Here is a 23165-nt window from a genome sequence, read left to right on the forward strand (position 1 = left end):
CAATCTCATAAACCAGAAAAGGCGCTGATGAAGCGCCTTTTCTGGTTTATAAATAAGATAATACTGCCCGTTCTTAATCTATCGAAGGTATAAGCAGCGGAGTATAATTTTTGCAGTACTTTCGTCCTTTGTCAAAAAAACCGTTGCCAGGCCACAGTCCTACAGCAACAACAACCCCTTCTCCCTTAACTCAAACCAAACCGGTGAGGCCAGGAATTCGGTAAAGCTCAGGTGCGCGTCCAGCGGGTACGTTTCTTCCAGTTGCTTGAGTGTAATAGCAGGAGCATCTTCAGAAGTCAGCAGCGTAAGTTGCTCCAGTAGCCATTGGCCGATGTTGGCGGTGGTCTTGATCTGGAAATCCTCTGCTTTTTCGTAGAAGGTCAGTACGCAGCGCTCGATGGTTTGGCCCTTCTTGGCAAACATCATAAAATCGATCTCGGGCACATGGCCCAGCCAGTACACACGCGCCAGTCTGCGCTCGCTGTCGGGTTTGGCAGGTTCCTGTATGGCTTTGGCAATCAGGTTGCGGTCCACCGTCACACGCGGCACTTTGAAGTCGAACCAGAAGGAGAGCGGCTCCTCTAAACCAACCCCGTGCATGAAGTTATAGAGCGCCTTGGCCAGTCCCGGCCCGAACAACTCGTGGTCGGTGCCCTGCGGATCGTCGTGCCAGAGGTCGTTGTTGGCAAAGTCGCCATCCGGCGGACCAACCTTCACCACCCCGTATTTCTCGGGGTGCTTGCCCACTGGGCTGTGCGCCGTCATGCTGAAGCGGTGCCAATAGCCGGACTGGATCACGCCGTTTAAGAACAATTGCCGCACCACTTCCAACGAATCGACAGTTTCCTGAGCCGTTTGGGTTGGGAAGCCATACATGAGGTAGGCGTGCACCATGATGCCGGCCTGCGTAAAGCCGTCGGTAACGCGCGAAACCTGTGCGATGCTTACGCCTTTCTGCATCAACTGCAGCAGCCGGTCAGAGGCGACTTCCAATCCACCCGACACGGCAATACAACCCGAGGCGGCCAGCAGGCGGCAGAGGTCAGGGGTAAAAGTTTTCTCGAAGCGGATGTTGCCCCACCAGGTTATCTTTACGCCGCGGCGTAGCAGCTCAATGGCCAAATCACGCAGGGCGGCGGGCGGTGCGGCTTCGTCTACAAAGTGAAAGCCGGTCTGTCCGGTCTGCGCAATGATCTGCTCGATGCGGTCCACCAGCAAAGTGGCCGGAGCGGTTTCGTAGCGGGAAATATAGTCGAGGGTGATGTCGCAGAAGGAGCAGCGTTTCCAGTAACAGCCATGGGCCACGGTCAGTTTATTCCAGCGGCCATCGCTCCAGAGGCGGTGCATCGGGTTAATCACGTCAATCACCGACAGGTACTCGTGCAGCGGCAAGTCGCTGTAGTCGGGTGTGCCTACTTCCGTGTGGGGTATATCTTTATCCAGACAACCGTTAATGTAGTCCACTTTGCCGTCCTGCAGCATAAAGGTGCGCTGCAGCAGATCGATATGGCGCTCACCCTGCAGATATTCGAGCAGTTTTAGCCACGGGCCTTCGCCGTCATCCAGCGTCACAAAATCAATGTACTTAAACAGGCGCGGCTCCCGCAGGCTGCGCAGTTCGGTGTTTGGGTAGCCGCCACCCATCAGGGTATGGATGTGCGGATACTTCTGCTTGATATACTGTGCCAGTCGCAAGCCGCCATACAGGTTGCCCGGGAAAGGAATGGAAAAACCCACCACATCCGGCTGCACCTCCTGAAGGCGCTCCTCCAGCAATTCCAGCAGCATCTGGTCCACCAGGTTCGGGTCCGTCTGCAATGACTCTTCCAATGGATTAAAGGAAGTGGCAGACAAGGCCAGCTTTTCGGCGTAGCGGCTAAAGGCGAAGTAAGGGCAGATAGTTTCTTTGATCAGGTCACCGAGGTCCTCCAGGTATAGGGTGGCCAGATAGCGGGCGCGGTCCGTGATGCCCATGCTGCCAAATGCCCAGTCGATGTCCTCCACCTGGTCGAAGCGCGTAGCCTCAGGCAGGTAGTGGCTGTAGCTGATCTGCTGGGCCAGCGTGTTGTCCTTGTTTTGCAGAAAGCGGATCACCGGGCCGATGGTGTTGAGGTACTCCCGCTTCAAACGCAGCATGCGGCGGCTGTTGTCCGACAGTTCAAAATCGCCTGCTTCCACGGCCTCGAAGATGCGCGTCAGCCCTTCTTTGGTAAACATGCGCAGCACCAGTTCAATACCAAAATCGGCCTGTGTGACAGGGTAGCCCTGACCTGAGAGAAAACCTTTGATGTAAGCAGTGGCAGGATAGGGGGTGTTGAGCTGCGTGAGCGGGGGCGTGATGAGCAGTATGGTTGGCTTCTTCAAGTCTCGGAAATCTTAAAATAAGGAACGCCCTACTGGGCGCGGATTGCAAAAATACTGATTATGTAGCGCTTTCTAAACAGATGCTGTCAGGTTAACAGTTCTGCTGCGAGCAGGGTTCAGTTAAGACTACCTGTGAATGAGTGAATTAGGGTATAGGTGGTGCAACGTTGAATAATTTATGCACTAAAGTGATATTTAATTACATAAATCAATCTTAATATGTATATATTTGCATTATAATCATCTATAGTTGAATGCTTCTGGCGTAACAGCTAAGGTCTGAAGGAATGAAAACAAATCATGATTTGAGAACCTGAAGCAATGGCTTGTGATGGTGTAAGTGTTTCAATTGTTCCCTAAAACAAAAGGCCCGCGGTGCTATCGCGGGCTTTTCGTTTCTACAGGTATAGCAGCACTTAGCTAAGCAACTGCGACGTTTTATTCACAAGGTAATTCGCCCCGGGCACTATGGCCAGCACCGTGCCGGCCACCAGCGCAAACAGCACCACAAACAGGCGCAGCCAGTTGATAAAGAAGTTATCGGCAAACCCGAAGGTATAAAGCTGCAGGGCGGAGGCGATGAGCAGGCACAGCAGGGAGATGACCAGCAGCTTGCGCTTAAGCGCCGGGTTCAGAAGTTTCTTTTTCATGGCAGACCAGGTATAGCCGCAAAGTTAAGGTATAGCCTGATTTGCGCATCATCAGGCGTGCCCTTTTTGTGCCTCGGCATCAGAGCTGTCATCTTTGGTGTGGCCCGGGTTGTTGGTGCCCCTGCCATGCGGCGGAGGTGTCTGCTGCTCGCCCGTCACTTTCTTCTTGTCCGAAGACATTTCCTTGGTGCTCTTTTCCTGGTTTGGCTTGTTCTTTCCGTTCATCATAGCTTTCTGTTTTTGGTATGCTATGTAGTACGGCAAACAGCTGGCGGGTGTAGCTTTTTTTAACTCTAATTGTAGGGAGGTCGTACATGAGAAAGCTATACCTGCAAAGGCGTATGGCGCTTTGAAAACCTAAAACGATAAGAACTATGAAATCGATAAAGACAACGGCTGCCGTGCTGGGCGTACTGCTAGGTATAGGTATGGCTGCCTGTAACACGGGCACCGACCCCGGCGAGACGAACACCGAACGCAGCGATTACGAACGCACCGAAGAGGTAGACCGCAGCAGCATGGACAACGACACCACCGAGCAATACGAGGACATTTACGAAGGCCGTGAAGGCACTGCCATCGGCGACAGCGCCTACAACCAGGAAGGCAAGCGCGACAAACGCTACGACAAGGACCTGAAACCAGATCCAAACCAATAAATTGACTCCGATATGAAAGCACAATGCCCGGCGATCTAGCAACGATCGACGGGCATTGTGCTTTCAGGTAAGTTTCGTTTCTAGCGGAACAGGAAACCATTTGGGGCTATACCTACCCGGAAGGAGTCGACCGCAGCGCCGCTCTGCGGATTGTAGCGCACCACCCAGCCATTGGAAGCATAGTCTGTGGCCTTGCCGGCGTAAATGGTACCGCTGGCTGGCTCTATACCTAAACCATTGAAACCATAGGCCACATAGGTGCCCCGGTCGATGAGAGGCTTGGTAGCCAGCGAAGTGGCGTTCACGTCCTGCACCCATACCTTGTTGTTGAACACATAATAGAGCTTGTCGCCACTCAGGTTCGGCGTGAGCTTGCCAGGAGCCGGTGCCTTCTGGCTGAAGGTAAGCGTCGCCATCACCATGTTGCTGCTGGTGTTAATCTTGGCAAGTGAGCCGGGCGTGCTGTTTTCTTCGCTCACCGACCAGTCAGTTGGGTCATATACTTTCACGCCCTGACTGCTCACCCAAAGCACCTTGTTACGGTCCAGTGCCAGGCTGCTGGGGCCATCGTTAACGGTTATGGTGGTCTCGATGGCGTCTGTCGCGGTGTTGATCACTGTTACCGTATTGCCACCGCTATTGGCAACATACAGCTTACCGCCCGTTATCAGAAGTTGCTCCGGCTGCACGCCTACCGTAATGGTTTTGGTCACGGTGTTGGTTTTCAGGTCTACCACTGCCACACGGCCATTGCTATACACATAGTTGGCATCGTATCCCAGCCACTCGGTCACATAGGCCTTCTCGTCGTTGAGGGCGGCAAAATAACGGGGAGCCTCCAGACCGGCAATTTCGCTTTCGGCTTTCAGGGTATGGGCATTGGCCACCACCACTTTGCCGCTGTTGTTCATCACCAGGTATAGCTTGTCGCCCTGCTGCGTCATGTGCTGCAACACGTCGCCGAGCACCAGCGGCGCATTCACTTTCTTGAACGATTCATTCTCGACCGTTTTGCTGCCATGGCTGAAGAAGCTAACCGAAGCGTTTGATTTGGTCATGGCACCTTCGTTGGAGATCAGCACACCGTTGCGGGCATATTCTCCGGCAGGGCCATTCTCGTTGTTATCGTCGCAGCTGGTAAACGTGAGCGCGCCAAAGGTAAAGGCGGCTGAAAGTAGGTAGCTGCGGAAACGGGTAATTTTTTTCATGTTGTTGTGAGGTATAGGTATGAAATTAAGGTATAACAAAGCGTAAACTCAGGGCCAGGCTGCGGGGCGGCATCGGCATGTTCTCGAGCACGGTATAGGCGCGGTCAGTCACGTTGTCGCTGCGCACCGATGCAATGAGCGGATACTGCCCGAGGGTGAATTTTTTATGAACAGCGAGGTTGAGCAAGGTATAGCCGGGCAGGCTGGCGGCATTGCTGTTGTCGGTATAGCGAAGGCTGGTATGCGTCAGGTTGCCGGTTAGTGTCCAGGTGCGGAACGTGAGGTCGGTGCCCAGTTGCGCTTTGTGCAGCGGCACATGGGCCAGTTGCCGGTTCAGTTCCTGGTTTCCTTCGTAGGCTTTCACCTGCTCCGAGGCGGTATAGGTATAGGCGCCCATGGCGGCCAGTTGCCAGTCGTCGAGGGTGGTGGTGGCGCGGCTGCTGAGTTCTATACCTTGCGAGCGGACTTTCTGTAGGTTGCGGGGCGACCAGTAGCTCGACGTGACAGGCATCCACTGGATCCAGTTGTCCACCAGCATGCGGTAAAGCGATAATTCTGACTCGAGCTCCACAAGGCCCCAGGTATAGCGGTGTCGCAGGCCGGTCTCGAAGCTCCAGCCTTGCTCCGGTTTGATGTCCGGGTTGCCGCCCGGCTGCCAGAAGCGCTCGTTCAGCGTCGGTACCCGGTAGCTGCCCGATACGTTGCCCTTCAGGTATAGCGCGTGCCCGCCTTGCTCCAGCATGAGCCAGTTGGCGCCCAGCGTGGGAGCGGGAGTCGGGTTGTAGCCTTTCACGAAAGCCTGTCGCAGGTTGAGACTCAAGTCGAGCCGCTGGCTGGGGTCGTAACGGAAAAGCAGGAAAGCAGAGGCACGGTCTTCAGTCACCTGTCGGCCGTAGCCCTGCACATCGGCCTCGAAGTGCTGCAGGTTCAGGCCGCCCCGAAGGCTCCAGCGGCGGGCGTAGGTATAGGTCTGCTCAGCCTGCACCTGGTAGGTGTTTATGTCGGTGGTGGAGTGGTTGCTGTTGTCGGTGAAGAGGAGGTAGTCGTTGAAGACGGCGGCTTTCAGGGTGGTTTCGCCCCAGTTGCTGCCGTGGTTCAGCTCGGTCATCAGGCGCAGGTTGCGGTCGACTTGCCCGGCATTGGTGTTGGAGGCACCCATTGCAGGCGGCACTTCGCGGTCGGCGTAGGTATACCAGCCGTGCAGCGCCAGCCGGGTGTTGGAGGAGAGCTGCCAGCTAATGTCCTGCATGAATCCGTGTTGGGCCACCTGTGCCTGGTCCTGCCGGCGGGTGGGTGCCCCGATGCGACCGTAGTCCCGGAAGTTAAAATCATTTTCAGCTGATAGATAGTAACCGCTCAGGGCAACCGATATCTTCTGGCTGCTGTAGCGGGCGCCGGCACTGGAGAAGTAGCGTCCAAAGCTGCCCAACTCCTGCATAACTTCCGCGCCAAAGCCCGCTTCTTGTTGCGTTTGAGAGTTGAGCAAAACAGCTCCACCAATCGCGCCGCTGCCGTAGGTGGCACCTGCCGCGCCATGCTGCACAGCCACGCTTCCGATGCTGGTCAAGGGCAGCAAGGCCATATCGCTTTGCCCTAGGGCTGGCTGGCTGATGTTGAGCCCGTTCCAAAGCACAGCGGTATGCGTGGGACTGGTGCCCCGGAAGGAAGGCACAGCGATACCGCTTGGTCCATTGGTCCGCAGAAACACCGGCGTACGGGTTTGCAGGGCATCGGCAATGGAGGCGGAGGCATAGGTGCGTAGGAAGGTACTGTCGAGTGTGCTGACGCGGCTGCCGGAGGCGAAGATCTCGGCTGGCTTGCCGAAAATCTCGACGGTGCGCAAATGGTAGCGCGTTGTGTCCTGCTGAGCCAGGGCAGTGGCAGGTATACCCAGCAACAAGGCCAGGCACGAAAAAAGACGGAAATGAAACTTTGCCACGTATACGCTTGCTTAAATCCCGAAGCATGCAGGCAGGTATAGGCAGGAACAGCGCGCGCAGGTATAGCGGAGGCCGTGCAGCTTTTTACCCGAAAGCATACGACTAAATGTTGTCGGACTGGCAGGTCTCCTGGCTCTCTTCAGGTTAGCCAGCCTTCCCGTGCATTGTGCGGCACAGTGGCGGTGGTTTTGGCTCACCCTTTTTAAGAAGATTACAGTTGCGGGAACAGCATAGGTCTCACACCTATTTCCCTTTTAAGGCTTTGCGTTGAATACAGCAAGGCCACCAATCTGAGGGCAAAGGTAATTGTTTTAATGAATAATGAGTAATGAATAATGACGAATGAATAGGGAATAATGAGTAATGAATAGAGAGTAGTTAGCGCTTGCTGGGTAGTCCACCATGGCGGACAAAGGGGCGAGAATGATGTAGAGGTTGGCCGATGTGCTTGTTTCACGTATACCTGTTCATCATTTGCCGTAGGCAGGTATAGGTATATAATGTAAAACCGTAGCCAATTCGTCATTACATATTATTCACCATTAGTCCCTATTCATTCATCATTACTCATTCATCATTACTCACTAGTCATTACTCATTATAAAGTGAAGCTGCAGAAAGACTTTTATACCCGACCCGATGTGGTGCAGGTGGCGCAGGAACTGCTGGGGAAATACCTGTACACGAACTACGACGGCATCCTCACCGGCGGCATGATCGTGGAGACGGAAGCCTACTCCGGCACGAACGACAAGGCCTGTCATGCGCACCTGAACCGCCGCACGCAGCGCACCGAAATCATGTACCACGAAGGCGGTGTGGCATACGTGTACCTGGTGTACGGCATCTACAACCTGTTTAACATCATCACCAATGTGGAGGGTCGCGCTGATGCCGTGCTGATCCGGGCCATCGAGCCAACCGAAGGAATAGAAGAGATGCTGCTGCGTCGCAACATGACCACCCCCAAGCCCAACCTGACGTCCGGGCCGGGCGTGATGAGCATCGCCCTGGGTATAGACCGCCGCCATTACGGCACCTCCCTCACCGGAGACACTATCTGGATTGAAGACCAAGGTATAGAAGTGCCAGCCGAAGGTATAGCCATCGGTCCCCGTATCGGTATAGACTATGCCGGCGAGGATGCCCTGCTACCCTGGCGCTTCTGGGTCAAAGGCAACAAGTGGGTGAGCCGGAAGAAGTAACCTAAGGCTGCACCCGCGTGTCGCTGCTGAAACGGAAGGTGGTGGCGCCCACTTTGCCTTGCCGGGTCATGCCTTCGCACACGGCCACAAATTCCGTCACCACATCTGAGGTATAGAACGTGATGGTCGCTTTACCATTAGCATCCGTCTTGACGTTCGGCTGCCAATGCAGGGTGCTGCGGTAGTCGGGCAGGTTGTGGCGTTCTTCTGGTACATCGTAGCGCGGCGAGTAAAACTCCGATGGCTTGTTGTAGCCGGCCAGCTTGAAGTTGAGGGTGCCAGGTGATTTTTGGTTGGCGTAGTTGTAGTTGGAGCTGCCTCTTTTCGTGAAAAGCGCGATGACCCCACCACCTGATGAGGAACCGTAAATGGCCGCATTAGCACCCTTCAGTACCTCTATCGCCTCAATGTCTTCGGGGTTGAGCAGGTTGACAGTTTCGAGCTCCACGCGCATGCCGTCCAGTATGAACAGGGGTGAGCCTCCCCGTATCTCAACGGAGGTTTCTAAGCCCGAACCGTTTACCTGCACTCCCGCAACCCGACCGGCCAGGTAATGCAGCACATTGGTATAAACCACGGTGAATTTATCCAGCTCCAGTCGGGCATCTACGTTCTCTTTAAAATGAATGCGGTGATCGGTGCTGAACTCCTGTTTCTTGGCGGTAATGTCGACCTGTTTCAGTTTAATGGCGCCCGTTGTCAGGCGGTGCTGCCGGTCAGCTTTTGCCCAATCGCTCATCCGGTTGCGGTAGGCGCTGATCTGCTCAGGCGATAAGGTAGCACCCTCCAGTGCCCGAAAGCTGGGAGCTGGGGCCGTTACCTGATTTAGGTGAATGAGCTGATTGTTGCTGCCCTTGGGCGTTCGCGCCTGTACGAACACCTTAAGCGTGTCCTCAAAGTCGAGCCCTACGAACCGGAAAGTGCCGTCGGGGTTCGTCTCCGCCATGACCAGGTTAGGCAGCGCAGCCACACTGTCTTTTGGAGTTGTATTTGGCGTGAAGATGAGCGTTAGGTTGCTTTTCTGAGGGGTCTTCTTGCCGAGCTCTTTTTCCACACGGCCTGAAAACGAAAGGCTCTGCTCCGGCAGATGGGCGATGGCCGGCATTTTGTCCTGCATTAGGTCGCCCCAGTCGAAGCGGCGCCAACCCTGGGTAAGCAGGAGCAGGTCGAGGTGGCGGCGGGCCTGCGGTTGCTGCCTGTCGAAGTAATAGGCGGGCTGCTCAATAGTGCCTTTTAGCTCGCCCTGCAGGTATAGCTGCGAGTAAATGTTGTTCTCGTAAGGTTGCTGGTTCAAATCGATCAGGGCATCGCGCACAGCCAGCGAGAAATTGCCGGTCACTGGTTTGCCGTTCGCATCGCGGGCATCCAACTGCATGGTCACTTTTTGCCTTTTGCCATACGCCGTCTTGTCAGTTTTGAGGTTGAGCTGAAGCTGGGGCGAATAGTTTACAAAGGCCAGACGCTCGCTCAGGGCTTTTCCGTCGGCACTGAACAGGGTAAAATGCACAAGGCCTGCCGGAAACCTGGAAGCAGGTATAGCCGACTCCAGCACCTTTTGGTCGGTATTGGCTCTCACCGCGAAAATAAGGCTGTCGGCTACGTGTGCGATCAGGTATAGGGGACCAAGTGAAGCTGGTTCACGGAAGTTATGCTCTATCCGGAAGTTGACGGTGTGCTCGCTGTGCTGCGCAACCTGTAGCACCACGCCTTCTGGTTTTGCCTCCGGCAGCTTATACCTGGCCGTGCGACCGTTGGGGAGCTGTACCTGTGCGGTGTAGGTTTTGCCGGGCTCCGGCGTGAATGTAAAGGCTCCCATACCCAGGTGCTCACTTTTAAAATCCATCACCAGATTGCCCTGCTGATCGTGCACGGAGCCTGCTACCTGCCGTCCCTTTCCGCTGATGTCCACGGCCTTAAAGCCTACCCGCGACGGGATGCCCGCTACCAGGTGCCCGCCTTCCGGAAAGAACTGCAGGTCGAGGGCCGGCTGGCCGACCGGCAGACGGTAGCTGCGCTGAAAGGGATTGCCCTTGTCTTCAGACTGCACCAGCAGGAGCGCCTCTCTCACGCCGCCACTTTGGGCACTGCTAAAGAAGAGCGGCAGCCTGGCTATACCTTGCGCATCTGTCTCCAGACTGTTCGATTTTACTTTTTTGCCATCCAGTAGCAGCTGGGCCTTCAGTTTTAGGTTTTTAACCGGTTCGAAAGGGTGCTTGTAAAACTGCAGTGTGGTTAGCAGCGAGTCGCCGGCCGGAGTGTTGTGCGATTGGAAAGAGATACTGGCTCTGGCCTCTGCAATGGAAGGTCTGGCGATGTTGAGCTCTCTGGTAAAGTAATACTGCGGATCGTAGTTGCGCATCCAGTTGGTATAGGCCCTGAGTTGGTACAAGCCCTCCGACAGGGTATCGGACAGATAAAAGTCGCCCTGCGCAGAGCCGTTCTGCAGCTTAAGCTTTCGGCTCAGGCGCACCTTGTTGTCAGGACCCACCAGGTCGGCATAAAGCACGGTACTCAGACTATCAACTCCGTTTTGCGGCACGTAGGCCTTGAACCAAATGGTTTCGCCCAGACTATAAAGGGTTTTGTCCTGATGCAGGTATACACGCTCTTGCGGATTTAGTGCATAGAACTTTTGAAGTTGAAGCGCGATGCGAGTGACCAGATCGTTGTTGCCGTTCTTTTTGAAATTGAAAGCGAGTAGTAGAAAAACAGCGGGCAGCGATAGATAGAGTAGAGGTTTGCGCATAGCTTGGCGTCTGTTTGGTGATTCCTGATCGGTTCAAATATTAAGCCAATAATATATAATAAATAATTTATTCTGTCTAATTAATTCCTACAAGTTGGCTCCAGTTGTAGGTATAGCCGCGCACGTTCAAAAGAGATTACACGCAAAAGCCCCGGCTCTGCTGATGTTTGTCAACAAAGCCGGGGCTTCCGTCTGGTTATACCTGTCGCTTTACTTTTTCTTGTTTTTCTGCTGCTCGTTGTCGGTGCGGGCATGCGGGGTTGGGTTGTTGGAGCCCGTCTTTCCTACTGCATCCTTGTGCAGGTCGTTGCCTATGTCCTTCTTAGAGCCCGACTTGCCTGTGTTGGACTGCTGGTTTTGGGGCATGTTCTTGTTTTCTTTCTCGTTCTTCATAGCTTTTACATTTTAGTTCGGTTACAGTTCGTGACCTATACCTGTTTTACGAAGCCTGGTGGCACCGGTTTATGCAACAGAAAAGCCCGCAGCAGTTGCCACGGGCTTTTCTGTAATATATTCAGCTAAACTATATTAGGAATTGTCGCTGCCGGAGCCTGAGTTATTGTTATTCTTGTTGCTCTGGCGGCCTGCCTCTGCATGTCCCTCAGAGTCGCCATGCCAGCCTTGGCCCTTACCTTGGCTGCCTCCCTGCGACTGACTGCTGCTTCTGGCCTGTGATTGGTTGCCGCTTCTGGCTTGGGTCTGGTTGCTCTGTGACGACCTTCCACTAGTAGAAGATGATGAACTGTCGTTCTTGTGGCTCTGACGACCCGCTTCTGCGTGGCCTTGTGAGTCACCGTGCCAGCCTTGGCCTTGGTTACTGCTTCTTGCCTGCGAACCTTGGTTGCTTTGGCCCGATGGGTTATTTTGTGAGCGGGAAGAGCTTGTAAACTCGCCCGATTCGTTTCTTGGCTGATTCTGGTTTCTATTCTGGTTCTGATTTTGATTCAGGTTGTCCTCGTTGTTACGATTACGATTCATGCCCTGATTCTCTTCATTATTACGTTTCATAGCTTACGTGTATTTAAATTAAACATGGCGCGTCAGCCTCGGCCGGCGCATTCCTGTTTTACGCGTTAAGTTTTTAACAGTTAGTAATTTAGCGCCTCTGGTGTTAGGCCAGGTATAGCAATATAACCGGCTGTTATGAGCATGGGTATATAGCGTTATGTGAGTATAACACTAGGTGCATGTGGCTGGGTGTGAGCCTCTTGAAAAGATAAAGTAGAGATTGGAGCCAAGAAGTATGTTGGACTATGGAAAGAGAGCAGAAAAATAAACTGGGTCAAAATAAATTGAAAAAAATTACTTGGAAGGGAGCGTCACTTTCCGGCAATAGATCACGATCGGCTTCTGGCGCCTATCTGTTGTGAAGAAGAGATAGTCTTCGCCTCCTTCTTTTATACCTGTCTTCTTGCGGATGTCGGCCACTGACTCCGGAAAATTGCGAACCGTCATATTGGCCTTGCGCTGCGGAAGCCTGGCCAGCATCTCCTTTTTATGGTAGCGCCCCACTCCCTGGCAGGCAAACGTACGCCCCGGGAAATCAGGTGTGAGCCTGTCGGAGGTATAAAGGTGGCTGTTGGGATGCAGCTTGTCCAGGCTGTATTGGATGGCCACGCTGCGGTACGCGCCGGATTTAAGGATGGCCGAATTGGGCTCGTAGAGGTATGCCTTCGGGTCGGCAAAGCGAACGGCTGTCTGTTCTTCCTGCTCTTTGGTAAACGTAAGTGCCTGCAGGCTGCCATCTGGTAGCAGGTTGACCGCATGGCGCTCCAGGTTGGTAGCGGGCTGGGGCTGCAGCAGGTATAGCACTTCCTTGCACTCGTTGTGCAGCGCGATCACCCATACCTGGGTGGCGAAGCGGAGTTGTTCCAGCGCCAGCTCAATGTCCAGCATAGGGGAGGTTTTGAGCAGCACCGCATCCGCCTTCTGAAACAGCAGCGGAAGCAACTGCAACACATCGGGCTCACAGTCCTGCAGCAGGTGCACTTTCTCCTGCCGGTCGCCGCGCCGCGCCGGGTCCAGGTATAGCACGTCGGCATGGCCCGTAAAATTTTGCAGAAAATCCTCGGCTGTGCTGTTAAGAGCCTTGATGTTCGCAGCACCCAGCAGCTTGAAGTTGTAAGCGGCAATTTCTGAGAGCTCGCGGTTTTGCTCTACATGCACCACCTGCTCGAACTGCTTTGCAAAAAAGAAGCTGTCTACCCCAAAACCACCGGTCAGGTCCACGAGCAGTTTGCCTTTTACCAGCGAGGCTTTAAAGGCTGCTGTGCCCTCCGAGGAGGTCTGCTCAACAGACACCGCCGTCGGGAAAACCACATCCGGGTGCGTCGCCCAGGTCGGTAGCTTGTCGGCGGCTTTTTGCCGGGCCTGTATCTGTTTAACCAGTTCCGGAACCGGCAGATGGGGATAACGGCTGGCCTGCAGCATCAGCTCGGCTGGGCTTCGGCGCAGGTGCTGCTGTATAAAATCCTTCTCTTCCGGCGTGTAGTGCTTCATGGTGCGCTGCAAAGGTACAAATTTATCAGCCCCGCTCTCTTCATGAATTTTGGCTGGCCGCAAACAATCCTTATACCTGCTGGTTGTATTCTCAGCTAAAAGAAATTTTTAACAAATAATTAAAGAGACTACTATGAAGAAATGGATTAAAATCATGATGCTGGCCGTGATGCCGGCGCTGGTACTGACAAGCTGCGATGACGACGATGATGATAATGCAGTGATCGAAACCTCCAATGTAATGGTGGTGCACGCCTCGCCTGACGCACCGGGTGTCGATTTGCTGGTAGACGATGCCAAGGTGAACTCAGCTGCCCTTACTTTCCCGAACAACACGGGCTACCTGGAGGTGCCAGCTGGCCGTCGCAACGTAAAAGTGAATGCTGCCGGCACCAACAACACAGTGATCAACGCTAACCTGGACTTGGACAGAGACGACAGCTATTCTGTGTTTGCGATCAACACGCTAAGCGCCATTGAGCCACTGGTGCTGGAAGACGACCTGGATGCCCCTGCCTCTGGCAAAGCCCATGTACGTTTTGTGCACCTCTCGCCTGATGCCCCTGCGGTGGATGTAGCTGTAACGGGTGGCCCGGTGCTTTTCAGCAACCGCGCTTTCAAAAGTGCCACGGAGTTTACGCCGGTAGATGCTATGTCTTATAACCTGGAAGTGCGCCTGGCCGGAACGCAAACCGTTGTGCTGACCGTGCCGAACGTGCAATTGGCTAACGGCCGCATCTATACCATCTTTGCCCGTGGCTTTGTAGCTCCTCCGAGCGGAAACAACAATGCCCTGGGAGCTGAGATCATTACCAACCGCTAAGTAAGAAGTAAGGCTATACTTACGAGAGGCCTGTGCCATTGGCGCGGGCCTCTGTTTTTGTAAGGTCCGCAAAACTGTTTGGCTTTCAGTCGTATACTAATCTGGTGTTGAAGATGACAGAGAAATTTTATAATTTTGTGCTTCCTTAAGAAAATATTACAACATGATTGATACCCAACTAAAGTACAAGGTAAAAGATATTTCGCTGGCCGAGTGGGGCCGCAAAGAGATTAGACTGGCTGAGGCAGAGATGCCTGGCCTGATGGCGATCCGTGAGGAGTACGGCCCGAGCAAGCCGCTGGCAGGTGCCCGCATCGCCGGCTGTCTGCACATGACCATCCAGACGGCTGTGCTGATCGAGACGCTCGTGGAGCTGGGTGCCGAGGTAACCTGGTCTTCGTGCAACATCTTCTCTACACAGGACCACGCTGCTGCTGCCATCGCTGCTGCCGGTATCTCGGTTTATGCCTGGAAAGGTATGACGGCTGAGGAGTTTGACTGGTGCATCGAGCAGACGCTTTTCTTCGGTGAAGACCGCAAACCACTGAATATGATCCTGGATGACGGTGGTGACCTGACCAACATGGTGCTGGACAAGTACCCGGAATTGGCTGATGGCATCAAAGGTTTGTCTGAAGAGACAACGACCGGTGTGCACCGTCTGTACGAGCGCGTGAAGAATGGGACGCTCCCAATGCCTGCCATCAACGTGAACGACTCCGTGACCAAGTCTAAATTCGACAACAAGTATGGTTGCAAGGAGTCATTGGTGGACGCGATCCGTCGTGCCACGGACGTAATGATGGCTGGTAAAGTAGCCGTGGTGGCTGGTTACGGTGACGTAGGGAAAGGTTCTGCCGCTTCGCTTCGTGGTGCCGGTGCCCGTGTGATCGTGACGGAAATCGACCCGATCTGCGCCCTGCAGGCTGCTATGGACGGCTTTGCGGTGAAAAAGATGGCCGATGCTGTGAAAGAGGCTGACATTGTGGTGACCGCCACTGGTAACAAGGACATCATCACCGAGGAGCACTTCCGCTCCATGAAGGACAAAGCGATCGTTTGTAACATCGGCCACTTCGACAACGAAATCGACATGGCTTGGCTGAACGGCGCTTACGGTGATACAAAAGACACCATCAAGCCGCAGGTAGACCTGTATAACATCGAAGGCAAAGACATTATCGTGCTGGCCGAAGGCCGTCTGGTGAACCTGGGTTGCGCGACTGGTCACCCATCGTTTGTGATGTCGAACTCTTTCTCGAACCAGACACTGGCGCAGATCGAGCTTTGGACAAACGCTGATGCCTACGAGAACCAGGTATACACGCTGCCGAAGCACCTCGACGAGAAAGTAGCCCGCCTGCACCTGGGTAAGATCGGTGTGGAACTGGACGAGCTTCGTCCGGACCAGGCTGCTTACATTGGCGTGGAGGTAGAAGGTCCTTACAAGCCAGAATACTACAGATACTAATCTGAGAAATAACTTATAATAGAAAAGCCGGAGCTGATGCCCCGGCTTTTCTGTTTATTGCTGCTTGAACCTGCCTAGTTTAAAGAACTTATAAACCGAGGCCTTCGCTTGTTTAAACTTGTTGTCGAGTTTCAGGTATTTGTTGGCCTTGTCGCGGTAATGGACGCGACGGTGCAGGCCCAAGTGTGTTGTGTAAGGCCTGTCTAAGATCACGGCCGTATACCCGAGCTCACTGAAGAAATCGGAAATCTCCCGCTCAAACTGCCCAAGGCTAAACTGCGTGAATCCGCCCATTAGCTTGTAGTCGCTCATGCGCTTCAGGCTCGGGTTCAGGATAAAGATCTCTTTTTTCACTTCCCTATACCTGATGCCCTGGTACTCCTGCACTTCCTCGGCGAAGAAATCGGCCGGAAGCTCTTTCGCGATTCTGCCCCACACGGTGATGAGTTTTGGAAAAGCTTCCATCAAGGCGAGGGAGTCCTCTATAAAACCCTCCCGCAGAAACACCCAATCGTCTTCGCAGTGAAAGACGTACTCTGTGTCCACATGGCTGTAGGCGATCTCGATGCTGCGCCGCTGGCCCAGCTGCTCCGGATTCACAATGGTCTCGAACCTGTCGTAACTGAACTTCTGCAGCACTTTCTCCAAGCCCTTCCGGTTTCCGCTGTCTTCAATCACCAGAATCTTTTCAACAGGATAGGTATTGTACTTAAAAAAGGTCTTCAGGGTGGCCTCCAGCAGGTCGAAACGATTGCAACTGGTAAATACGACTGTTATTCTTTTGGTCATAAAAAAACGTTGACAGAGGACAAAGATAGCGGACCGTCAAAAAATAATTGCCCTGACCTTTTAATTATTTAAAGATCAGGGCAAACAATGTCTTTGCCAGGTGGAGAGCGCTGCTGTCAGATAATGTTAAAGCGTGACATCAGGGCCTTTTTGTAAGATTTACCGATCGGAATTTCGCCTTTGGAGAATACGACTGCATTTTCTTCGAGCGCTTCTACCTTGTCGAGGTTGGCAATGTAGGAGCGGTGCACCCGCACGAAATTGCTGGAAGGTAGCTTGTGCTCCATGTCTTTGAGTGTGGAACTGACCAGATATTTCTGTTCGCTGGTGATGATGAAAGAGTAGTTGTCGTAGGCCTCCACCCACAGGATGTCGCTGTACTGTACCTTGATGATGCGGTGCTTAACCTTGACAAAAATGTAGTCGGTTTGTGGCTCTGCCTCTTTCGGGGCTTTGCCTGCGCCATTGTCAGCCGCCTTGTGCCCGGAGTCGTGCTTGTAGAGTGCCAGTTCGATGGCGGAGCGCAGGTTCTTCTCGTCGAAGGGTTTGGCCAGAAACCCATCAGGCTCAGTTTTCTTTGCCCTGTCCAGCGTGTCCTTGTCGGCGTAGGCAGTCAGGTAGATGAAAGGGATGTCGAATTCCTCCCGAATCCTGGAGCCGAGTTCGATGCCGTCAATGTCGCCTTTCAGGTTTACATCGAGTAAAACCAGGTCGGGTTGCATGGTGCGGATCATGTCGAGGGTGTTCTCACCGGAGTCGATGGCACACGTCTGATAACCCAGGTCGTCTAAGCAAGCGGCCAGGTCTTCTGCGATTATAATTTCATCTTCAGAAATAAGAATCTTCGGTTTTGTCATGGTATTTTTCACATACGTAAAATTAGTAACTTACGATGTCAAAGCAAAAAATAATATTGTTTTTGTACCATTATTATTTTGATACTCGATATCGCCCCCAAGTTTTCTGGCAAGTGATGAGACCAACTGTAGTCCAAACGACTTTTTACGCCGCTCTTCAAAGTCAGCTGGCAGACCTATTCCGTCGTCGTGCACAGTCAAGGTATAGGTGTTTTCCTGCTCTGGCTTTAAGTAAATGGCAATTTGCCCATACCGGTCGGGGAAGGCATATTTAATGGAATTAGAGACAAGTTCGTTGACAATCAGCCCCAGCGAAAGCGCCGTGTCAGCCTCCACCATGATGGTCGGGATGTCAAGCTTGATTTTGATGTGACGTTCTCTGATGCCGTAGGTAGCGCCCAGGCCCTCGCATATATCCTCGATGTAGGCACTCAGGTCAATCGACGCCAGGTCTTCGTGCTGGTAAAGGCGCTCGTGCAGTATGGCCATCGACCTGACTCGCCCCCGCACCGACTGCATGACTTCCAAGGCTTTGGGGTCCTGGACGCGCCGGGTCTGCAGGTTGAGCATACTCATGATGATCTGGAGGTTGTTTTTGACGCGGTGATGGATCTCTTTCAGCAGGATTTCCTTTTCGCGGTTTTTCTCCTCCAGCAGCTGTGTGCGGTGCCGTACCTTCTGCTCCAGCAAAGTGTTCATCTTCACCAGGCTCTTTTCGCGTAGCCGGACCACACTAATGGTAGCCCCAGTGGCCAAAAGCACCAGTAGCACAATGAACCACTCCCGCCGCCAGACCGGCGGCACAATCGTGAAGGTATAGGTAAGCGGGTTCGGGGTCCAGTAGCCGTCGCTGTTGGCGGCCATCAGCTGAAAGGTATAGGTGCCAGGGTCAAGGCTGGCGTAAGTGGCAAATGAATAATCAGTTACGGCTGACCAATTGTCGTCGTGCCCCTTGAGGCGATAGCGGTAGCGCACCCGGTCGGGGGCCGTGAGCGAGATGCCATGAAAATCGAACGTGAGGTGGTTGCGGTTGTACGGGAGGCGCAGGTTGAGCGGGAGCCCGGATCTAGAGTCGATAGTATAACCCATGCCCGCCCAGTCGGTTGGCTTCTGAAAGAGCATGAGGTTGGTCAGGATCGTGTTGGGGTATACTTGGTTGCGGCGGTCCAGATCGGGCAGGTACATGGTCAGTCCTTTGGCTGTGGCAAACCACACAGTGCCATCCGGTGTCTGCGTAATGCCCCGGTTACTCACCTCAAGACCCCTGAAGCCCTCCTGGTTCGCGTAGGTCCGGATGCTGAGGCGGCCCTTGTCATGGATCTGATCGATCCGCACCTTCAGCACGCCCCGGCTGGTGCCAACCCACAGGTGGTTGGTATTATCAACGAACAGGCTTTTTATACCTTCGTGGGTAAGGCCATTCTTGGCGTTATATACCTTTGGGCCCTTCCATTTGTCGTGCCATACCAGTATGCCGTAGTTAAAGCCGCCAAAGTATAGCGTTCCCGACTCGTCTTCTGCTATGGTGAGTACTTCCCGGAAACCCGAGCCATTCAGACCTTTGGCAGCAGCTACGACATTGTTTTCATACCGGAATATACCTTTCTCAGCACCGATCCAAATCCTGCCGCTGCGGTCGCGGTGCAGCGCATACACCCGGCCTGTCAGTTGTGTCTCGTGCAGGGGCCTGATGAAATTTTTACCCACAGGCAGGAGGGCTAACCCAGCAGTGGTGGCAAGCAGCAGGTCGCCGTTTGGCAGCGGCATGGCCTGGTGCGTTTCTGCAGAGGGTAAACCCTGTGCTGTACCATAGTGCGCTACTTTCCCAGGACCCAGGCGGTACAGCCCGTTGCTGGTGCATACCCATACATCGTTTTCGTGCGCCACCCACATGCTGTGCAGCGTGGTACCTTTTGGCCAGAGGTCGGTCTGCAACCAGTTCAGCACACCGCCTTCCATAAAGGCCGCGTACCCGTCATCGGTGCCTAGCCACACCCTGCCCTTGGTATCCTGTGCCAGGGCCGAGATCACAGGCTCTTTTACCTCGCCCATGTCAAAATAGTGTACAAACCAGGGGTTGCGGTACTGCATCAGGCCGTGGCCGGTTGTGCCGATCCAGATGTTGCCTTCACGGTCTGTCGTGAGACAGTTGACCCTGTCGGTGCGCAGGCCACTGTAGCGGGTGAGGTGCTGGAATTTCTTGCCGTCGTGTTTGATAACGCCATTGAGATGCAGGCTCAGCCACTGGTGTCCATAGTTGTCCGTTGTGAAGTCCTGTACATTGGGGCTTTCTATACCTGCCGGCAGCTCAAATTTTTCCAGTTTGTTCACCCTGAAAGTTGCCGCTCCGTCTGCCGTGCCGATCCAGATCGTGCCGTCCGGTGACTGGTCGAGCACGTTGATGCTGTTATGCGGCAGAGCGCTGTTGGAAGCGGTATAAGTGCTGACCCCTTTCGCGTTAATCCGGTACACACCCTGTGAAGCGCTTCCTGCCCATAGTTCGTTTGTGGCGGTGAAGAGGACGTCGTTGTAGCGCATAGAGGGCAAGTCGGTATGCGGTACAAATTTGTTTTTGGCAAGGGAGTAGACACCGCTGTCCGTGGCAGCCCAGACCACCCCCTCGCTGTCTTCTGCTATGCAATGCACACCGCCTGCTGGCAGGCCGGCTGCCTGGCCATATACCTCAAAACCGCTTCCTGTAAACAGCATCAATCCTTTGTCCTTCGTCCCTACCCAAATGCGTTGCCGGCTGTCGAGGAGCAGGCAGGTGATGCTGTTGCTGCTCATGCCGTCCCGCTTGGTGTAGGTATGAAAAGTAGACCCGTCGAAGCGGCTGAGTCCGCCGAGGGTTGCCACCCACAGCTGTCCGTCGTGGTCCTGCACGATATCGTTTACCTGCGACTGCGGCAAACCCTGCTCAAGCGACCAGTTCCGGAAATTGAACTGCTGTGCCTGCGCGTTGAGTGAAATGACCAGCAAAATAACGAGAGCAAAAAGGCGCATCAGGGTCAAGTGCGTTAATGTGCGTAGAATAGAAAGCTAATATATTTTGTATAAAAAAATAGCTTAATATTCATACTACTGCAAAGCCAGACTTTTGTTGCCTATATACTATACCTGATGTTATGCCATTATTCTGAACGTCCTGCGCTCCGCCTAAAAATAATGCCTATACCTGCTGCAGGCTCAACTGAACAGCAGGTATAGGCACCAGGAAAATAATGCGCGCTTACTTTTTTATAAGATGCTTGTCGATGCCGTTGGGGCAGTAGGTGCTTTTTTCTGAAATGGCCCTCTCCATTAGCACATCGTTAGCGGCCAGGCTCTGACGGGAGTTTTCCTGGTGGTTCAGGTGATAGGCTATACCTCCAAAGGCCAGGTTCTGTCGCTTGGTGCCGCTGTTGAGCAGTCGGATGGCAAACTCGCTGTCTTCCCGACCCCAACCCACAAAATCCTCATTAAAACCATTCACCCGGACAATGTCCTCCATCCAAAAACCCATGTTGCAGCTTTTGATAGACGAGATGCCGGCTTTGTCTTTGCTGAAGAGCTTTGACAGGAAAGGAGAGTTGGTCGCGTTGAGCCTGTTCTTTATACCTGCCGAAAGCGGAGAGATAGGAACCGGACCACGCCTGATCAGGTCCTGGCTCAACTCAGGGCTCAGGAGCACCCGTTTCCCCTGCGTGAAGTAGCCTTTGCGGGCGGCCCGGCGGTGACCTTTCAAAAAGTCGGGGTGCAGGACCATGTCGCCATCAATGATCACCACATACTCGCCTGTTGCCAGCGCAATGCCCCTGTTACGACTCTCGGCTGCCCGAAAGCCCAGGTCTTCCTGCCAGCTGTGCAGCAGCGGCACCGGCGACTCCTTCGCTAAACTTTCTACCAAAGCACGTGTGTCGTCCCGGGAGCCGTCGTCGGCCACAATGATCTCACGCGGCAACTCGCTCTGACTGAAAACGCTGCGAAGTACGGTGCCTAGGGCTTCCTTCCAGTTATAGGTGGTGATGACCAGGCTAATGCCGAGGCGCTGGTTCTCTTCGTGCAGTTTCATGTATTTGTAAAAAGTGCCGTTGGCGTTCGAGAAGGAGATGGCCATACCTTCGTACCCATACAAAAACCCGCGCTGCAGCACATAGTTCCTGAAAAGCGAGAAAGCCCACTTAAAGTAGCTTTTGGCAGGGGAGGAGCTTTTGCGAAACCGCTGCTCTCTGGCAAAAAGGGTCGTGTACTGGTCCATCTTGCCGATCAGCTGCGAAATGCTGTTGAAAGAAAAGTGATCCATGGTGCCGCGTAGCGCCTGCACCTGCAGTCCATCTGTTTGGATGTACTCGTGCACGGGCAAATCGGCGAAGCGGGTGGTGCCTTTGTGGTAGAGGCGCAGCACATAGTCGTTGTCCCAGCCACAGGCTTTGATGTGCTTTTTGCCGTAGAAGTTATGGCGCAGGAAGCTGTATACCTTGCGCGTGTCGAGCAGGTCAAGCCGAAGTATTTCCGCCGCCAGTTCGGGGGAAAGCACCTCGTCGCTATCGATGGAGAGCACCCAGGGATGGGTGGCGTGTTGCGCCGCCAGGTTCTTCATCGGTCCAAATCCGGTAAAGGGATGCTCCACGATGCGCACATTCGGGAAGCCGGCTGCGATGGCCAGGGTCTGGTCCGTAGAGCCGTTATCCAGTACAATTACTTCGGCAAAGCGTTGCAGTGCCTGCAGGCAGGCAGCGAGGTGCTGCTGGCTGTTTTTAGTCAGAATAGTAACGGATATGGCCTGCATCATGCTTGGGACTCCCCTTGAGTGGTTAGAACTGCAAAATTAGGTTTTAAGACTTAAATCAATTAAAAAAAGCGCAGGAACTACTCAAAGTTCTCAAATTCCGTATGTTTCTAGTAAAGTCTTGTAAAGAAAAGGAGAAGTGAGGTCAGTCTTGCGCAATCCTATACATACCAACGCACATCTGTGCAACCCAAACGCGGCTGAAAAGGTATGTAGTTAAAATTTCTATATTTGCGTATAAGTACGCGATTACGACTTTATAAATTACAAAAATCAAGTCAAATGAGCGAGCAAACAGGTAAACAGTTGAGTAAAGAGGAAAAAGATGCCCGGTTCGAGGCGGAACTGCTGCCCGTGCTCGATCCTCTGTACAATTTTGCCTACAGGCTCACCCTCGATGAAGACGATGCCAATGACCTGGTGCAGGAGACATACCTGAAGGCGTACCGCTTTTTCGATTACTTTGAGCAAGGAACTAATGCAAAAGCCTGGCTGTTCCGAATCCTGAAGAACTCTTTCATCAATGAGTTCCGGAAAAAGAGCAAACAACCTGCCAAGGTAGACTATAGTGAAGTCGAGGGGTACTACAATTCGGACGACGTAGAGGGCGAGGGCGGCGTAGCCTCCACCACCGACATGCGCACCGAAAGTGTACAGGACCTGATCGGCGACGAAGTGGCCAGCGCTCTGAACGCACTGCCTGTTGACTTCAGGACCGTGATCATCCTTTGCGACCTGGAAGGCTTCACCTACGAGGAAATGGCTAAAATTCTGGATATACCGATTGGTACCGTGCGTTCCAGGTTGCACCGTGCCCGTAACTCTTTGAAAGAGAAGTTGGAAAAGTATGCGAAGAGCATGGGATATAACAGTTAGAATAACCTAAAGAGTTTGAGTTAAGATGGAATCAAGAATTACAGAAACGCACCAGAAACTATCTGAAGACGGGCATGAGTCGGAATGCGACAAGATTGTCATGTTATTGGACCTGATGATCGACGGGGAAGCCTCCTCAGAACAGCAGGCCTATTTTAATACCCACATCGAAGAGTGCGTCCCCTGCTTTGAAAGTCATCAGAAGCAAAAACTCCTCAAAGGGCTTGTTTGTGGTCATCTTAAGCGCGTAATTGTGCCGGAAAGCTTAGCTTTGTCCATTAAAGCCAGAATCCAAGAAACTGTATAACCC

General features: G+C 53.4%; 19 protein-coding genes and 1 riboswitch. Of the genes, 6 read left to right on the forward strand and 13 right to left on the reverse strand.

Annotated features, from left to right (window positions below):
• Nucleotides 1-159: 159 nt before the first annotated feature.
• From B0B12_RS12055 to B0B12_RS20350, 3 genes are all read right to left on the reverse strand, one after another.
• A complete protein-coding gene (locus B0B12_RS12055) occupies nucleotides 160-2364 on the reverse strand; it encodes a B12-binding domain-containing radical SAM protein (RefSeq protein ID WP_076669204.1) in 2205 nt (734 codons plus the stop codon).
• A gap of 416 nt (nucleotides 2365-2780) precedes the next feature.
• Nucleotides 2781-3014, reverse strand: coding sequence for a DUF2798 domain-containing protein (locus tag B0B12_RS12060; protein WP_076669206.1), 234 nt, complete (start codon nucleotides 3012-3014; stop codon nucleotides 2781-2783).
• Between the two features lie 51 nt (nucleotides 3015-3065).
• Nucleotides 3066-3242, reverse strand: coding sequence for a hypothetical protein (locus tag B0B12_RS20350; RefSeq protein WP_170871857.1), 177 nt, complete (start codon nucleotides 3240-3242; stop codon nucleotides 3066-3068).
• 146 nt (nucleotides 3243-3388) lie between these two features.
• Here B0B12_RS20350 and B0B12_RS12065 point away from each other — a divergent pair, with 146 nt between their 5' ends.
• The gene (locus B0B12_RS12065) at nucleotides 3389-3673 is read left to right on the forward strand and encodes a hypothetical protein (protein ID WP_076669208.1); all 285 of its coding nucleotides are present in this window, start codon (nucleotides 3389-3391) and stop codon (nucleotides 3671-3673) included.
• A gap of 80 nt (nucleotides 3674-3753) precedes the next feature.
• On the opposite strand, the gene B0B12_RS12070 is transcribed toward B0B12_RS12065, so the two are convergent.
• Nucleotides 3754-4881 carry a YncE family protein gene (locus B0B12_RS12070; protein ID WP_076669210.1) on the reverse strand — a complete coding sequence of 376 codons (1128 nt, stop codon included), beginning with the start codon at nucleotides 4879-4881 and terminating at the stop codon, nucleotides 3754-3756.
• Nucleotides 4882-4906: 25 nt separating this feature from the next.
• Nucleotides 4907-6820, reverse strand: coding sequence for a TonB-dependent receptor plug domain-containing protein (locus tag B0B12_RS12075; protein WP_076669212.1), 1914 nt, complete (start codon nucleotides 6818-6820; stop codon nucleotides 4907-4909).
• Between the two features lie 103 nt (nucleotides 6821-6923).
• Nucleotides 6924-7126, reverse strand: a riboswitch (cobalamin riboswitch).
• Between the two features lie 300 nt (nucleotides 7127-7426).
• Between B0B12_RS12075 and B0B12_RS12080 the strand changes: the two genes are divergently transcribed.
• The gene (locus tag B0B12_RS12080) at nucleotides 7427-8026 is read left to right on the forward strand and encodes a DNA-3-methyladenine glycosylase (protein WP_076669214.1); all 600 of its coding nucleotides are present in this window, start codon (nucleotides 7427-7429) and stop codon (nucleotides 8024-8026) included.
• Nucleotide 8027: 1 nt separating this feature from the next.
• On the opposite strand, the gene B0B12_RS12085 is transcribed toward B0B12_RS12080, so the two are convergent.
• From B0B12_RS12085 to B0B12_RS12100, 4 genes are all read right to left on the reverse strand, one after another.
• A complete protein-coding gene (locus B0B12_RS12085; protein WP_076669216.1) occupies nucleotides 8028-10772 on the reverse strand; it encodes a TonB-dependent receptor plug domain-containing protein in 2745 nt (914 codons plus the stop codon).
• Nucleotides 10773-10982: 210 nt separating this feature from the next.
• The gene (locus tag B0B12_RS12090) at nucleotides 10983-11165 is read right to left on the reverse strand and encodes a hypothetical protein (RefSeq protein ID WP_076669218.1); all 183 of its coding nucleotides are present in this window, start codon (nucleotides 11163-11165) and stop codon (nucleotides 10983-10985) included.
• 135 nt (nucleotides 11166-11300) lie between these two features.
• Nucleotides 11301-11780 (reverse strand): hypothetical protein, encoded by a 480-nt coding sequence (locus B0B12_RS12095; protein ID WP_076669220.1) that lies wholly within the window; start codon nucleotides 11778-11780, stop codon nucleotides 11301-11303.
• Nucleotides 11781-12074: 294 nt separating this feature from the next.
• Complete coding sequence (locus B0B12_RS12100; RefSeq protein ID WP_076670322.1) at nucleotides 12075-13271, reverse strand: THUMP-like domain-containing protein; 1197 nt, start codon at nucleotides 13269-13271, stop codon at nucleotides 12075-12077.
• Between the two features lie 133 nt (nucleotides 13272-13404).
• Here B0B12_RS12100 and B0B12_RS12105 point away from each other — a divergent pair, with 133 nt between their 5' ends.
• Both B0B12_RS12105 and ahcY read left to right on the forward strand, forming a co-directional pair.
• Nucleotides 13405-14094: a DUF4397 domain-containing protein gene (locus B0B12_RS12105; protein WP_076669222.1), complete on the forward strand. Its 690-nt coding sequence runs from the start codon at nucleotides 13405-13407 to the stop codon at nucleotides 14092-14094.
• Between the two features lie 163 nt (nucleotides 14095-14257).
• Nucleotides 14258-15565 (forward strand): adenosylhomocysteinase, encoded by a 1308-nt coding sequence (gene ahcY / locus B0B12_RS12110; RefSeq protein WP_076669223.1) that lies wholly within the window; start codon nucleotides 14258-14260, stop codon nucleotides 15563-15565.
• 54 nt (nucleotides 15566-15619) lie between these two features.
• Here the strand turns inward: ahcY and B0B12_RS12115 are convergent, their stop codons facing one another.
• The 4 genes from B0B12_RS12115 to B0B12_RS12130 all read right to left on the reverse strand — a co-directional run bounded on the left by B0B12_RS12115 (nucleotide 15620) and on the right by B0B12_RS12130 (nucleotide 21982).
• Nucleotides 15620-16354 carry a glycosyltransferase family 2 protein gene (locus tag B0B12_RS12115; protein WP_076669225.1) on the reverse strand — a complete coding sequence of 245 codons (735 nt, stop codon included), beginning with the start codon at nucleotides 16352-16354 and terminating at the stop codon, nucleotides 15620-15622.
• A 116-nt stretch (nucleotides 16355-16470) separates the two neighbouring features.
• The gene (locus B0B12_RS12120) at nucleotides 16471-17211 is read right to left on the reverse strand and encodes a LytR/AlgR family response regulator transcription factor (protein WP_076669227.1); all 741 of its coding nucleotides are present in this window, start codon (nucleotides 17209-17211) and stop codon (nucleotides 16471-16473) included.
• A gap of 30 nt (nucleotides 17212-17241) precedes the next feature.
• Entirely contained in the window at nucleotides 17242-20214 is a 2973-nt protein-coding gene (locus B0B12_RS12125; RefSeq protein ID WP_076669228.1) for a two-component regulator propeller domain-containing protein, read from the reverse strand.
• 226 nt (nucleotides 20215-20440) lie between these two features.
• Complete coding sequence (locus B0B12_RS12130; protein WP_076669230.1) at nucleotides 20441-21982, reverse strand: glycosyltransferase family 2 protein; 1542 nt, start codon at nucleotides 21980-21982, stop codon at nucleotides 20441-20443.
• Nucleotides 21983-22261: 279 nt separating this feature from the next.
• Here B0B12_RS12130 and B0B12_RS12135 point away from each other — a divergent pair, with 279 nt between their 5' ends.
• Together B0B12_RS12135 and B0B12_RS12140 are read left to right on the forward strand one after the other, a co-directional pair.
• Nucleotides 22262-22855, forward strand: coding sequence for a sigma-70 family RNA polymerase sigma factor (locus B0B12_RS12135; protein ID WP_007653448.1), 594 nt, complete (start codon nucleotides 22262-22264; stop codon nucleotides 22853-22855).
• A gap of 25 nt (nucleotides 22856-22880) precedes the next feature.
• On the forward strand, nucleotides 22881-23162 hold the full coding sequence (locus tag B0B12_RS12140) for a zf-HC2 domain-containing protein (RefSeq protein WP_076669231.1): 282 nt from the start codon (nucleotides 22881-22883) through the stop codon (nucleotides 23160-23162).
• The last annotated feature ends 3 nt before the right edge of the window (nucleotides 23163-23165 follow it).

Origin of the sequence: Pontibacter indicus, assembly GCF_900156345.1 — a bacterium.
Classification (GTDB): domain Bacteria; phylum Bacteroidota; class Bacteroidia; order Cytophagales; family Hymenobacteraceae; genus Pontibacter; species Pontibacter indicus.